The sequence below is a fragment of the Aliirhizobium sp. YIM B11859 genome (assembly GCF_057163345.1).
The window spans coordinates 926304-939355 of sequence record NZ_JBXHAY010000002.1 but is presented as its reverse complement, the minus strand read 5'-3'; the positions used below and the strand labels follow the sequence as shown (position 1 = coordinate 939355).

9 protein-coding genes and 1 pseudogene are annotated in these 13052 nt (G+C 60.8%); 4 read left to right on the top strand and 6 right to left on the bottom strand.

Features of this window, described 5'->3' with window-relative positions; translation table 11 throughout:
* Positions 1-10 precede the first annotated feature (10 nt).
* A pseudogene (locus AC2GXZ_RS10775) lies at positions 11-976 on the bottom strand (NAD(P)-dependent oxidoreductase); the annotation flags it as partial.
* A 29-nt stretch (positions 977-1005) separates the two neighbouring features.
* Between AC2GXZ_RS10775 and AC2GXZ_RS10770 the strand changes: the two are divergent.
* Positions 1006-1332 carry a hypothetical protein gene (locus AC2GXZ_RS10770; protein WP_483759141.1) on the top strand — a complete coding sequence of 109 codons (327 nt, stop codon included), beginning with the start codon at positions 1006-1008 and terminating at the stop codon, positions 1330-1332.
* A 90-nt stretch (positions 1333-1422) separates the two neighbouring features.
* Here AC2GXZ_RS10770 and AC2GXZ_RS10765 read toward each other — a convergent pair whose 3' ends face one another.
* Complete coding sequence (locus AC2GXZ_RS10765; RefSeq protein ID WP_483759140.1) at positions 1423-3216, bottom strand: methyl-accepting chemotaxis protein; 1794 nt, start codon at positions 3214-3216, stop codon at positions 1423-1425.
* A 241-nt stretch (positions 3217-3457) separates the two neighbouring features.
* Between AC2GXZ_RS10765 and AC2GXZ_RS10760 the strand changes: the two genes are divergently transcribed.
* The gene (locus AC2GXZ_RS10760) at positions 3458-3700 is read left to right on the top strand and encodes a hypothetical protein (protein ID WP_483759139.1); all 243 of its coding nucleotides are present in this window, start codon (positions 3458-3460) and stop codon (positions 3698-3700) included.
* 13 nt (positions 3701-3713) lie between these two features.
* On the opposite strand, the gene AC2GXZ_RS10755 is transcribed toward AC2GXZ_RS10760, so the two are convergent.
* Entirely contained in the window at positions 3714-6647 is a 2934-nt protein-coding gene (locus AC2GXZ_RS10755; protein ID WP_483759138.1) for a PAS domain-containing protein, read from the bottom strand.
* 246 nt (positions 6648-6893) lie between these two features.
* Entirely contained in the window at positions 6894-7835 is a 942-nt protein-coding gene (locus tag AC2GXZ_RS10750; RefSeq protein WP_483759137.1) for an AEC family transporter, read from the bottom strand.
* 113 nt (positions 7836-7948) lie between these two features.
* On the opposite strand from AC2GXZ_RS10750, the gene AC2GXZ_RS10745 reads away from it, so the two are divergent.
* Complete coding sequence (locus AC2GXZ_RS10745; protein ID WP_483759136.1) at positions 7949-8812, top strand: LysR family transcriptional regulator; 864 nt, start codon at positions 7949-7951, stop codon at positions 8810-8812.
* On the opposite strand, the gene AC2GXZ_RS10740 is transcribed toward AC2GXZ_RS10745, so the two are convergent.
* Positions 8809-10155 (bottom strand): NAD(P)/FAD-dependent oxidoreductase, encoded by a 1347-nt coding sequence (locus AC2GXZ_RS10740; RefSeq protein ID WP_483759135.1) that lies wholly within the window; start codon positions 10153-10155, stop codon positions 8809-8811. The two genes, AC2GXZ_RS10745 and AC2GXZ_RS10740, sit on opposite strands and share 4 nt — an antisense overlap.
* A 398-nt stretch (positions 10156-10553) precedes the next feature.
* Between AC2GXZ_RS10740 and AC2GXZ_RS10735 the strand changes: the two genes are divergently transcribed.
* Entirely contained in the window at positions 10554-11105 is a 552-nt protein-coding gene (locus AC2GXZ_RS10735) for a hypothetical protein (protein ID WP_483759134.1), read from the top strand.
* 119 nt (positions 11106-11224) lie between these two features.
* Here AC2GXZ_RS10735 and lepA read toward each other — a convergent pair whose 3' ends face one another.
* The gene (lepA, locus tag AC2GXZ_RS10730) at positions 11225-13048 is read right to left on the bottom strand and encodes a translation elongation factor 4 (RefSeq protein WP_483759133.1); all 1824 of its coding nucleotides are present in this window, start codon (positions 13046-13048) and stop codon (positions 11225-11227) included.
* Between the last annotated feature and the right edge of the window lie 4 nt (positions 13049-13052).

Genomic DNA, 13052 nt, shown 5'->3' with positions numbered 1-13052 from the left:
GCCTCACCATCGTCGCAAGATCCTGGTCGGCAAATCCCGCCCGTGCAGCATCCTCGAAGCTTTCAAGCGCTGCCTGCATCGCCGGGATCGCGAGGTCGATCTGCCTGGCATAGTCGCGCACCACGCTCAAATCCTTGACCACGCCCGAGACCGGAAAACCGACATGATCCGTCTCTCCGAGCACGACCGGCAGGCGGCCTTTCATTGCCGGGCTTGCCGCGGGACTGCCGGAGAGGACATCGATCATCTTGTCGCGCTTGAGGCCGGCCCTGGCGCCAAGCTGCAGGGCCTCCTTCAGGCTTTCCCAAAGGCCGGACAGCATCATGTTGTTGATCAGCTTCGCCGCCGCACCGTGGCCGAGTGCGCCGACATGGTGGATCCGGTCGGACAGCACCTCCACCACCGGCAGAAAGCATTGAAAATCGCTGTCCGCGCCGCCGATGTAAAATCCCGCCTTTCCGGCAAGCAGAGTTTCCGGTCCTCCGGAGATCGGCGCATCGATCAGTCGTCCGCCGACGGCCTCCACGGCTGCCCGGTGCGCGCCAAGGGTGAGCGGGCTGACGGTGCTGGTATCGACGATCAGCTTGCCGGAAAGATCGAGCGTTTCAAGATTGGCGATAACGGTGTGCACCGCTTCATCGTCGAGCAGGGCAAGGATGATGATGTCGGAGTTGCGTGCAAGGCTTCCGATATCTGCGGCGCTGGTGATCCCGGCCTCGTCGGCAAGGCTTTGGGGAATGCCGCTGCGGCTCCAGCCGCTGACCGGAAACCCGCCGGAGACAAGTCGTGTGGCGATCGCCCGACCCATGCGGCCCAGTCCGATAATGCCGATCCGCGTTTTGCTCATGCGCCGGGTCCCTTTCTGCCTGCTTCGTCTTCGGATATCTGTCCTAACCCGTTCCGCCGGCAAATTCCATTTCCACAACCGAAGCGACAGGAAATGCACCGGGACGGAACAAACTGAGGTTGCGGGCATTGTATTGGCTGGAAAAGGAGGAAACGAAAATGGCTTATGATCCGAATCCGAATGACAATCGTCCCGATCTTCGTACACCGTCTGATCTTCGCACGCCGGCAGCGGAGCCTCGCAGCAGCTCTTCCTGGATGGGCTGGGTGGCCGTTCTTGCCGTGATCGTGGTGGGTGCTTTCGTTTGGACGCAGATGGGTAACTCGCCTACCGATGCGACTACCACGTCATCGACCACGGCGCCTGCCGCACAGCCGGCAGCTCCTGCTCCGGCAGCACCGGCCGCTCCGGCGACCCCGGCACCTGCAACGCCGGCTCCTTCGGCTCCGGCCACGGGTGGTGGCTCGGGTAGCTCGCAGCCGTAAAATGATCATTGGATAGAAAAAAGGCCGTCCGCTCATCGAGCGGGCGGCCTTTTGCGTTCAGGCTGATGACTTGCCTCAAGTTTATATCGATCAGAATTCGTCCCAGCCGGGTTCGACTGCCAGCGCCGTCGCGCCGACGGAACGCGGTCGCGGCGATGCCTGATGCGTCGGCCTCGACACGGCGACCTTGGCTCTTGCCACAGGTGCTGCCATGCGGGACTCGGTGCGAGCCGCCATGGTGCCGGTCTGGTCGAAGCGGAACTGTTCGAGCAGGGTGAAGAGCGCCTGCGATTCGTTTGCCAGGCTACGGCTGGCGGCCGTCTGCTGCTCCACCATGGCGGCGTTCTGCTGCGTGCCATGGTCGACGTCGTTGATCGCCTGATTGATGTTTCCGAGCGCCAGAGACTGTTCGCGCGACGCGTCGATGATGGCGACGATGTCGGAATTAATCTGATGCACATGCCCGCCGATCTGCTGCAGGGCAGATCCCGTCTTGCTGACCAGTTCCACGCCGCTAGCGACATGGTTGCTGGAAGCGGTGATCAGTGCCTTGATTTCCTTGGCGGCACCGGCGGATCGCTGGGCCAGTTCCCGCACTTCCTGGGCAACGACGGCAAAACCTTTGCCGGCTTCGCCCGCACGGGCAGCTTCGACGCCTGCATTAAGCGCCAGAAGGTTCGTCTGGAAGGCGATTTCGTCGATGACACCGATGATGTTTGAAATCTCGCGGGAAGAACTCTCGATCGCCCCCATCGCCTTGATCGCCTCCCGGACGATCTCGCCCGAATGGTCGGCATCGGTCTTGGCGCGCTTGACCAGCGCGCCGGATTCTTCGGCACGATGGCTGGAATCCTTGACGGTCGTGGTGATTTCTTCAAGTGCCGCTGCCGTCTGTTCGACCGAGGCGGCCTGGCGTTCCGTCCGCTGCGCCAGATCGTCGGCGGCAACCCGGACCTCGCTCGAACTGGCGGCGATCGCACGGGCATTGTCGGCAACGTTGGTCATCGCATTGCGCAGCTTTGCCGATGCCGTGTTGAAATCGGTGCGCAGTTTTTCGAGCGAGGCGATGAATGGCTGATCGATCGCCTGGGACAGGTCGCCTTCGGCCATATTGGTCAGACAGGCGGCCAGTTGCTCGACATTCTCGACCCGCTGGGTCACGTCGGTAGCGAACTTGACGACCTTGATCACACGGCCGTTGTCGTCGAAGACCGGGTTGTAGGATGCCTGGATGAAGACATGGCGCCCGCCCTTGCCAACGCGGGTGAATTCCCCGGCAACGAACTCGCCGGACAGAAGCCGTTCCCAGAAACGCGCATATTCAGCAGACGCGGCAAAGGCGCTGTCGACGAACATCCGGTGAGGGCGCCCAACGATTTCGTCGAGCGTGTAGCCGAGCGCTGCCAGGAAGTTTTCGTTGGCGCTGATGATCGTGCCGTCGGTCTTGAACTCGATTGTCGCCTGAGCGCGCGAGATCGCGTTGATCTTGGCGTCGGTGTCGAGCGAATGAAGTTTTGTGTCGGTGACGTCGTTGGCGAATTTCACCACTTTCAGCACCTTGCCGGCACTGTTCTTCACCGGATTATAGTTGCCGCGGATGTAGACTTCCTTGCCGCCCTTGCCGATCCGCTTGAAATCGCTGGAGAAGAAATTTCCCTTCTTCAATTCGTTCCAGAAAGACAGGTAGTCCTGCGACTTGGCATAAGCCGGCTCGACGAACATGCTGTGGTGTTTTCCGACGATTTCGGCCTGTTGATAGCCCATCACGTCACAGAAATTCTTGTTGGCCTTGAGAATTCGGCCGTCGAGATCGAATTCGATGATTGCCATCGAAAGATCGAGGGCTGAAAGGACTTGGTCTGAACCGGAATGAAACAAAGCCATACTTGATTATCCTCAATAAGAGAGAGGGTTACTGAAAATGTGACTGTCTACATAGAGTATCCAAGTTAATTTCCTGATAATACAACAAGTTGCGGGCTCGACGCAGGGTTTATTTGACCGCTTTCGATGCGCGCAAAAGGTGTCTTTGTGCTTTTGATGTTAACGATTTGTTAACCTTGTCTGGAGAGGATCCGACAGCTGAAACCGTCGGTCCATGACCCTCATTGGCAAGGAGAGGCGCATGACGCTTGTGACATTGCCCGGAAAGATCCTCGACAGTTCCCATCATACGTTATTGCTGATGCAGGAGGACGCAGTTTGCCATGCGGTCTGCGTTCTGAATGACAGCCGCATTGGAAATGTCCGCTCAAAGCTGCGTCTCATCGAGGCGATCGCTGCCCGCAAGCTCGACCATGGCGACATCGCTTTTGACGGACGGGTGTGGATTACCCCGTCCGATCTGCCGCATCCGGCGCTCCATTGAAGGATGAAGCGACCTATTGCCGGATGCCTTTAAGCGCAGCGGCGATATCTCTTTCGTCATAGGGCTTGCTGAGCAGGCCGGCGCCCGGTGGAGCACCTTCCGGTTTACGGCTCTCGCCGGTCGCGAAGATCACCGCAAGGCCGGGCTTCAGGCCGACCGCAAGCTTTGCCAGCTCACCACCGGTAATGTCCGGCAGGCCGATATCGGTCAGCAGCACGTCGATCGCAGCAGAGCCAAGTTCGGCAAGCGCCTCTCGGCCGTTTGCCGCCTCGATCACTTCATGGCCGAGTTCGACAATGATCTCGGCAGTGTTGCTGCGGATCAGGAAGTCATCCTCGACCAGAAGGATCTTCAGCGGTTTGGCCGGCGCGTCTTCCGAAGCCGGCATGGCGGCAACCGCCCGCGCGGCCGTCACCTGTTCCGCCTGCCTTTGGTTGGCGATCACGTGGCGCATGCGTTGCGCCAGCGCCTCGCGCGTATAGGGCTTGGAGAGCAGTTCGACGCCGACATCGAGAATGCCGCCATGGACGATCGAGTTTTCCGTGTAGCCCGAGGTGAAAAGAACTGCGAGGCCCGGCAGACGCTCCTTGGCGCGGCGCGCCATCTCGCGGCTTTTCAGCGGGCCTGGCATGACGACGTCGGTGAAGATCACGTCGATCGGAATGCCGCTTTCCACCACGTTAAGGCCGGCCTGTGCGTCCTTGGCAGCCAGCACTCGGTAGCCTAGATCGGTCAGTGTCTCGATCACCGTGTTGCGAACTTCCTCGTCATCCTCGACGACAAGCACGGTCTCTGTGCCACCGACAACCGGCCCGCCCTGGATCACCACTTCGCGGTCTTCGTCCGCAACCGAGCGCGGCAGGTAGACCTTGACCGTCGTGCCCTGGCCGATCTCGCTATAGATCTTCACATGTCCGCCGGACTGCTTGACGAAGCCATAGACCATCGAAAGGCCGAGCCCGGTGCCCTTGCCCTCCGGTTTGGTCGAGAAAAACGGTTCGAACACTTTTTCCAGCACTTCCGGTGTCATGCCCGAGCCGGTATCGGTGACGGCGAGCATCACATATTGCCCCGCTGCCACCTCGGAATGGGTGCGGGCGTAATCCTGGTCGAGGAAGGCATTGCCGACTTCGATCGTCAGTTTGCCGGAGCCTTCCATCGCATCGCGGGCATTGATTGCAAGGTTGAGCAGCGCGTTCTCCACCTGCGTCGGGTCAGCATAGGTGTTCCACAGCCCACCGCTGGCGATCACTTCCACCTCGACCGCCTCGCCGAGCGAGCGTCGCAGCAGGTCGTCCATGCCGGCAATAAACCGGCCGATATTGATGACTCGCGGTTCTAGCGCCTGGCGGCGGCCGAAGGCGAGCAACTGGCTTGCGAGCTTGGCGCCACGGGACACGCCGGCAAGCGCGTTGGCGACCCGTCGCTCGCCCTGTTCATTGCCGGCAATATCCTTGGCGAGAAGCTGGAGATTGCCCGCGACGACCTGCAGCAGGTTGTTGAAGTCATGTGCCACGCCGCCGGTGAGCTGGCCGATCGATTCCATCTTCTGCGCCTGCTGCAGCGCGCGTTCGGCCTGCCGTCGCTCGGCGATCTCGGCTTCGACGCGGACCTCCAGCCCTTCGTTCAGCTGCTTGAGCTGCTCTTCCGCCCGCAACCGGTGGCGCACCTGGCGCTCAAGATTGCTGGCATGTTCCTGCAGGCTGGATTCGGCCGCCCGCTGCTCGGTGATGTCGGTATGGACGCCAACCCATTCCTCGATCTCGCCGTCGGCGTCAAGGATCGGCACGCCGCGAATGGCAAAAGTGCGGTAGATGCCGTCGTGACGGCGCACCCGGTGTTCCCAGATATAGGTGGATTTGGCAGCCACGGCTGCTTGCCAGCTGGCGACAGACCCGGCGCGGTCGTCCGGATGAACGGCATCCGACCAGCCGTAATTCTGGTATTCGTCGAGAGCCTGCCCGGTCAGTGTCGCCCAGCCGGGCTGTTCACCCAGCATGCGGCCGTCGGCAGTATTGGTCCAGAGCACGCCATGGATGGCATTGACCGCCGCCCGAAACCGGTCATTGCTGCGCCGGAGCGCATTCTCGGACCGCTTGCGGCCTTCCACGTCGATGATCAGAACATAGATGCCGTCGATGTCACCCTTGGCGGTGCGTCGCGGCACATAGCGGACTTCCGCCGTCCGGCTTTCTCCATCGGGGCGGCGGATCACCGTATCGTGGATGATCGGATCGCCGGAAAACGCCTTGTTGATGAAGGGAATGCGGGTCTTGTAGTAATCCTGGCCGACAATGTCGGCCACATGTTTGCCGATTACATCGGCGGCCGGCAGGCCGAACCATTCGCGGTAGCCCTCATTGGCAAAGCGATAGGTGCTGTTGCGGTCAATGAAGCCGACCAGGATCGGCAAGGCATTGGTCAGCCGGGCAAGTTCCTCGCGGCTTTCGGCGAGTTCGGCAAGGGCCTTCACCTTGTCGGTATTTTCGAGCACCGTGCAGAGCACGCCGTCGACCTTGCCGCTTTCCGCATAGATTGGCGTATAAAACAGGTCGAAGACGACATTCTCGGGCTCGCCATGGCGATGCAGCACCATCAACTGGTCGCGGAAGGACTGTACCTCGCCGCGGAAGCCAGCCTCGAGGATCGTTTTGTTCCAGTTCCAGATTTCCGGCCAGATGCCGGGGACGGTGTCGCCCAGCGCCCGCGGGTGATAATTGCCGGCGATCTCGATATAACCGTCATTATAGATCATCACATGGTCGTCGCCCCACATCAGCACTTGTGGAATGGGCGAGTTGACGATCGAATTGACCTTGATCCTCAGGTGTGAAGGCCACTCGGAAATGGGCCCGAGCGATGTCTTCGACCAGTCGAATGCGCGGACCAGTTCCCCGGCCTCGCCTCCGCCAATCGGCCAATGGGCGGATACGACCTGATGGTTCATTAAGTCACCAAAAACATGAGTATGGAATAAGCGCCGCTTATATGGAGCAGAAGCGCCCTTTTCAAAGGGTGTTCAAGCGGAAAATCGCGGTTTTCGGGTGAGCGTACGGTACCGGTAAACGAAAGGCGAGCAGCTTTCATCAAGGCAGTTAGCAGCTTCTTTGCTGTTATCGGATCAACCCGGCGCCTTAACTGCAGAAAACTGGGGAATTGACAGGCCTGCTTTGGGCGTTGGACGGGCCTTGCATCAGCCTTGAGCGATGAACAGATAGGCCGAGATCGTCAGGACCGACAGGATCGTCGATATCAGCACGACGCGACCCGTCAGGCTTGCTTCCCTGTTATAGAATTCCGCCAGCATGAACGGGCCCGTGCCGGTCGGCAGCGTGGCAAGCAGGACCGCCATATGTACCGAAGTCGACGGAAGCCCGAAGATCGGTCCCGCGACGATAAAAGTCACCAGCGGCTGGGCGATAAGCTTGAGGGCGACCAGGATGCCGATGGTCGAAAGCCGATTTGCAGCTGCCGCGGCCTGCGGACCTGCGAGAAACAGCCCGAGCGCAATCAGGGCGCAAGGGGAGGCGGCGCCTGAAAGCAGCTTCAGAAACGCGTGGACGGGTGATGGCAAGGCCCAGCCGGAGAACATGAAGAGCGCCCCAAGCAGCGGAGCGACAAGCAACGGGTTCCTGGCCAGCGATGCCAAAGTCTTGAAGACGATGTCACGGCGACGTTTCTCCGACTGCAGGCCGCCTTCGATCAGAATGATGGCAACGGCAAAGAGCACGCAGACCGTCAGGATCGTCGCAATCAGTGTTGGTCCCATGCCGGTGCTGCCGACCAGCGAGAGCATCAACGGAAAGCCGACGAAACCGGTATTGGCATAACTTGCGTTGAGCGCGTCGAGTGCGGCATCGGCCAGATGCCGCCCCTTTGCCAGCCGCCACCAAAGGGTTCCGCCGAAGATCACGGCACATCCGATGGTGAAGGCAGCAATGAAGCCGGGCTGCCAGATCTCGTCGATCTTTGCATTGGCCATGATGTCGAACAGCAGGGCCGGCAGCGCCAGATAGACCACCAGCCGATTGACCTCACGCGTCGCCGCCGGTCCGAGCGCTCCGCTCTTGCGGGCGATCCAGCCAGCCAGGATGAGGGCGAATATGGGCAGGACGATAAGAAGGTTGGTCAGCATCGCGGTCGGCTCGAATGTGTCGTGTTCATTGCCTATCGCGGAAGATCGATATAATCCAATGTCATTGTTATGCAAGATCAATGCTCTAGAGGTATGGAATGGATACGCGCCACATGCGCTATTTCTTGGCCCTGGCGGAGACCCTGCATTTCGGTCAGGCAGCGGCACGCATGAATATGAGCCAGCCGCCCTTCAGCCGGCAAATCGCGGCCATCGAGAAAACGCTTGGCGTTCGGCTGTTTGAGCGCAATTCCCGCAATGTCGCGCTGACGGTGGCCGGCAGGCATTTTCTCAACGATTGCCGCGCGGTACTGGCCGGGTTCGAGGCTGCCTGCCGCGATGTGCGGCTGGTGGCGAGCGGCGTCAAGGGCGAGCTGAAACTGGGCTTCACCATGTATGCGGCACAGACCATCGTGCCGAAATTGGTACGTCTCCTGTCCGGCGCCGTGCCGGATGTGCGGCTCGTGCTTGAAGAGCGGTTGCCGACCGATATCGACGAGCTTCTGCTGGAAGGGCGGCTCGATGCCGCAGTGACCCTCGGAAACCCGTCAGTGCCGCATCTGCAGACGCTGTTCCTAGCCCGCGACCGGTTGCGCCTGATTGTCCATGCGGATCATCCCCTGGCCACGGCCAACCAGGTCGGCCCGCAGGCGCTGGCGACCGAACGGCTGATCGCTGCACCCGCCTCGGTCGTGCCGACATTGCGCTCGGCGATCGGCGCCTATTGCGCGGCGGGCGGCATCATCCCGAATTTCGCGCTGGAACCGCGCCTGCAGCACACGATCATAAGACTGGTGGGCGAGGGGCTGGGTGTCGGCCTCATCCCGCAATCGCTTTGCGGCGATCTCGGCAAAACCGTTATCTCCCGCCCGCTGATCGATCCTCCCGAATTCGATATCATCCTCTGCGCCCCGGTAGCGTCGAAAAACCCGGCCGTCGAACGACTTTTTGATCAGGCGGGACGGCTGTCTCTTTAAAGCGCCGGGCCGAGCCGGATTGGGCTTCCGTCAGAAAACCGCGACAACCGGAAGCGGGTGAGATCATGCCCGACGGCATTGCCCTGGATCAGGTCGGCGACAACACGACCGACGCCCGGCCCGATACCGAAACCATGGCCGCTCATGCCCGTAGCAACGAAAAGGCCGCCGATTGCCTCTACGCGATCGATCACCGGCACGACATCCGGCATCGCATCGATCATGCCTGCCCACGCGGTTTTCAGGCGAACCGGACCGAGACCCGGAAACAGCCGCGCAAACTCCCGTTCGACCGAACGCAGTCCCTTCTGTGAAGGGGCGGGGTTGAGGATACGCATCCGTTCGAACGGGCTCTGCTCTTCCGCCGTCCATTGCCGCGGTGTCGACCAGGCATCGGGATAACCGCCCGGCGCGGCTGGCAGATAGCCCAGCCCGAACGGATTGTCGAAAAGGGCCGGCAGGTATTTGATCGCGTGCCGAAATGCGTCCGGCCCGACATAGAGGGAGCTCCCGCCACCCGGCGCCAGCGTATAGCCGCCATCCTGCCGACGTCTGAAAGCCACATGCGCGTCGACCGCGGCTCCGATATGGACCTCCGGCATCGCTTCGGTGGCCGCTACCGTCGAGCGGACGCTGAGCTGCGGGATGGAGACGCCATGAAGACGCAGCAGCAGCGACGACCACGCGCCACCCGCGACCAGCACGCTGGACGTCTCGATCATGCCCGCCTCGGTCCACACGCCACTGATCCGGCCGGCCGAAATGTCGATGCTGCGCGCGGCGCAGTTCTCGACGATCGTAGCGCCCTTGCGTGCCGCAAGCCTGGCAAGCGCCGGCACCGCGAGCCACGGTTCCGCCCGCATATCCGACGGTGTCGTCATCGCGCCATGGAATTTGCCCGACATGCCGGGGATAAAAGCCGCCGTCTCCGTCGCACTCAGCAACCGCGTATCGACGCCGTGCTGGTCAGCGATCGTCATGAACCTGTCGAAACCGGCGAAATCCTTGGCCGTATTGGCAAGATAGGTCACCCCGGTCTGTCGAAGGCCGATCTCCTCGCCGCATTCCTCGGCCAGCCGTTTCCACAGGCGGCAGGCCTCGATGACGACCGGTAACTCATCCGCATCGCGGCCCTGCTGGCGGATCCAGCCCCAGTTGCGTGAGGATTGTTCGGCGGCGATCCGCCCTTTTTCGACCAGCGTGACCTGCACGCCGCTTTGCGCAAGATAAAGCGCGGTGGTGACCCCGATCACACCGCCGCCGATGATCACCACGTCCGAGCGTTTCGGCGCCGGGCCGGAGAACTGGATCGGGTCTGCTTCGGAAAAGGGGAAGTTCGGCAAGGGCAGCGGTCCTGACTGGCGGGATTTCACGGTATCACGTCGTAGCCAGCCGAAAGGTGGCAATCAAGACGGAAGGCGTGCCGATCACACCGGCCCGTGGCGGCAATTGCGCACGGCAGTCCAGAAGACCTCATCCATCGCCAGGCATCAGAAGCACAAGCCAAATCGGCGTTCCTGAGAACCAGCCGTCATACCGTGGAACCTGGTCAGTAAACCCAAGGATAGCACTGCAAACCCCATGTATGATTGAGGTTAAAGCGAGCAGATGAGAGCCTGTCTCACGAGCGGAACGGAGGTTTTGCTCGCCTGAAACCCCCTCCAGTCAGGCCCTCCCATCCAGCGCGATACGCAGACGTGAGCGAGGTTCGACGGAGAAAAACAGATTGAAGGAAGCCATAATGAAAGTTCTGATCGACAGGATTCTTTCCCTATCCGCCTATTCCCACGAAATCGATATTCCCCTTGGCGAGATTGATATCGCCGACTGGCTTTTCAATTTGCCCGAGGCCGAATATCAGCGCTGCTGCCCGCCGGATCACATCTCCGCAGGTTCGACCACGACCGATGACGGGCGCCGCATGTCGATCAATGTCGAGAAGATCGGGACCGGTCTCGTGGTCCAGCATTACGTCGCGGAAGAAGCGACACCATCCTACTGCCGCATGAATTCGATCTCCGACGTCTTCACGCCGACGGGAGAGCGCACGCAGGTCAATGTCATCTGGGAACTGATCGGCGAAGCCATCGACGCAAACCGCACCCGTTACACCAATCGCGTCACCTGCCATCCGACGGATGCCTTCATGGATTTCATCGAAAAGCACGGCCAGACATTCGAACAGGCCGCTGCCGCGCGCCAGGCCGCAGGCGGTGACCATAACCACCGCGAAACCCCGCTTTTCGCCGAAAGCATCGCCCGCAAGGCGCGTGCGAAGACGGCAGCCAGGTAAGGGCGATCTTTCGCAGAATGCAAAACGCCGCCCGTGGAGGCGGCGTTTGATTGGAAACCGGAAGCTTTGGCCATAATCCAGCCGGTTACTGCAGGGCGAGGCTAATGCGCCTGTTGCCCTCAATCGTCCTTCATCTTCAACGCCACGATAAACGCTTCCTGCGGGATGTCGACCTTGCCGAACTGGCGCATCCGCTTTTTGCCTTCCTTCTGCTTGTCCAGAAGTTTGCGCTTGCGGGTGGCGTCGCCGCCGTAGCACTTGGCGGTTACGTCCTTGCGCATCGCCGAGATCGTCTCGCGTGCAATCACGTTGCCGCCGATTGCCGCCTGGATCGGGATCTTGAACATGTGCCGCGGGATCAGGTCCTTCAGCTTTTCGCACATGTCGCGGCCGCGCTTTTCGGCAGCCGAACGGTGGACCAGCATCGACAGCGCATCGACCGGCTCGCCGTTCACCATGATCGACATCTTGACGAGATTGCCTTCGCGATAGCCATGCAGATGGTAGTCGAACGAGGCATACCCCTTGGAGATCGACTTCAGCCGGTCGTAGAAATCGAACACCACTTCGTTGAGCGGCAGTTCATAGGTCAGCATGGCGCGCTTGCCGACATAGGTGAGTTCGGTCTGGATGCCGCGACGGTCCTGGCAAAGTTTAAGGATGCCGCCGAGGTAATCGTCCGGCGTCAGGATGGTCGCCTTGATCCAGGGTTCGCGGATTTCGGAGATCCGCACGACATCCGGCATGTCGGCCGGGTTGTGCAGCTCGCGTTCCGAACCGTCGCTCATGGTCAGCTGATAGACGACCGAAGGCGCTGTTGCTATGAGGTCGAGGTTGAACTCGCGCTCCAGCCGCTCCTGGATGATTTCCAGATGCAAGAGGCCGAGGAAGCCGCAGCGGAAACCGAAGCCGAGTGCGGCGGACGATTCCATTTCGAATGAGAACGACGCGTCGTTGAGGCGCAGCTTGCCCATCGCGGCCCGCAGATCTTCGAAATCGGCCGCATCGACCGGGAAGAGACCGCAGAACACCACCGGCTGGGCCGGCTTGAAGCCCGGCAGTGCTTTTGCCGTCGGCTTCTTATCTTCGGTGATCGTGTCACCGACGCGGGTATCGGCGACTTCCTTGATCGAGCCGGTAAAGAAGCCGATCTCGCCCGGACCGAGGCTGTCGACCGCGAGCATCTTCGGCGTCAGCACGCCGACGCGTTCGACCTGGTATTTGGCGTCGGTGCCCATCATCCGGATGGTCTGGCCCTTGGCGAGAACGCCGTCGAGAATCCGCACCAGAACCATGACGCCGAGATAGGTGTCGTACCAGCTGTCGACGAGCAGCGCCTTCAGCGGACCCTTTTCACCGGCTTCGCTTTTCGGTGGCGGCAACTGGTGGACAATCGCTTCGAGAACGTCGGGAATGCCAAGACCGGTCTTTGCCGAGATCAGCACGGCCTGGGAAGCGTCGATACCGATCACCTCCTCGATCTGTTCCTTGATCCGGTCCGGTTCGGCGGCGGGAAGGTCGATCTTGTTGAGAACGGTGACGATCTCGTGATTGTTGTCGATCGCCTGATAGACATTGGCAAGCGTCTGGGCTTCGACACCCTGCGACGCATCGACGACGAGCAGCGAACCTTCGCAGGCCGACAGCGAGCGCGAGACTTCATAGGCAAAGTCCACATGGCCGGGCGTGTCGATCAGGTTGAGAATATAGGTCTCGCCGTTATTGGCCTTGTAATGCAGACGAACAGTCTGGGCCTTGATGGTGATCCCACGCTCGCGCTCGATATCCATCGAGTCGAGAACCTGTTCCGACATATCGCGTTCGGCAAGGCCGCCGGTCGTCTGGATCAGACGGTCGGCCAGCGTCGACTTGCCGTGGTCGATATGGGCCACGATCGAGAAGTTGCGGATATGGTCAAGCGGCGTGCGGGAATTGGTGCTCATGGTT